Here is a 1,096-nt window from a genome sequence, read left to right on the forward strand (position 1 = left end):
GGGCCAAGTTGTACTCACGCCCGCCGCGCTCATCGGTATGGCCTTCAATAGCCATCTTCCGGCTTTTGTTGGCAGTGAGGTACTTGGCATGGGCTTCTATTGCGCCCTGGAACTCCGGCTTGACCACGTAGCTGTCGAAGTCAAAGTAGATCACTTTGGTCGTGTTGGCCGGACCCGCCATCGAGGCATCGGCGCCTTCAACCTGCACAGGGGCAACAGCGCGGCCGGTTGCGCCCGGTGTGCCGCCCTGCTGGGCAGTGCCGGTGCGGTCCTCAACTGGCACGTCATTGAGCTTGACGCCGGAGCCGCAGGCCGTCAACGTGGCGGCCAGGACAAGTGATGAGATGATGGAAAAAACGCTGCGTTTCATGAAGTACCTCTACAAAGAATAAAAATGGCCAGATGGAACGAATGCTGGGCGCTGCCGCTTAGCGTTGAAAAGGGCCCCAATCGGGTTCACGTATGTCGCCGCTCGCGCCGGACAGCCGGGCCTTGATCTTGCCGTCCAGAGTGGTGGTCATCAGCGCCTCCCTGCCCTGCTGCTGGGTAGCGTAGACAATCAAACGGCTGTTGGGCGCAAAGCTCGGGCTCTCATCAGCCGTGGTTTCGGTAATTGGAGTAACCGTACCGGTGGCAAGTTCCRTCACATGCAACTTGAAGGCGCCTCCCACGCGGGAGATATATGCCAGCCAGCGCCCATCGGGGCTGACAGCCGGAGAAATGTTGTAGGTGCCGTTAAATGTGACGCGCTCGGCATTGCCGCCCCCAGGGCTCATGCGGTAGATCTGCGGTGCACCACCGCGGTCGCTGACGAAATAGAGATAGCGCCCGTCTGGCGAGAAGGCAGGCTCGGTGTCAATGCTGGAGGACTGGGTCAATCTTTTGGGTTCACCGCCATTCAGACCCACTGCGTAAAGCTGCGACCCGCCGTCGCGGCTGAGTGTTGCCACGAGTTGCTTGCCGTCCGGCGACCACGCGGGTGCGCTGTTCGACCCCCGGAAATTCGCGAGCAACCGCCGCTTTCCGGTCGCAACGTCGTGGGAATAGATGACGGGCTTGCGCGATTCAAATGAAACATAAGCCAATTGGGAGCCAT

At 60.2% G+C, this 1,096-nt stretch carries 2 protein-coding genes; both read right to left on the reverse strand.

The features are described from left to right. The coding region (locus tag AC1D0Z_RS22495) for an OmpA family protein (RefSeq protein ID WP_477660361.1) at positions 1-370 on the reverse strand (370 nt) is incomplete at its 3' end. Positions 371-428: 58 nt separating this feature from the next. Next, the coding region (locus AC1D0Z_RS22500) for an LpqB family beta-propeller domain-containing protein (RefSeq protein WP_477660362.1) at positions 429-1,096 on the reverse strand (668 nt) is incomplete at its 5' end.

This window comes from Polaromonas sp. P1_E3, assembly GCF_056405935.1.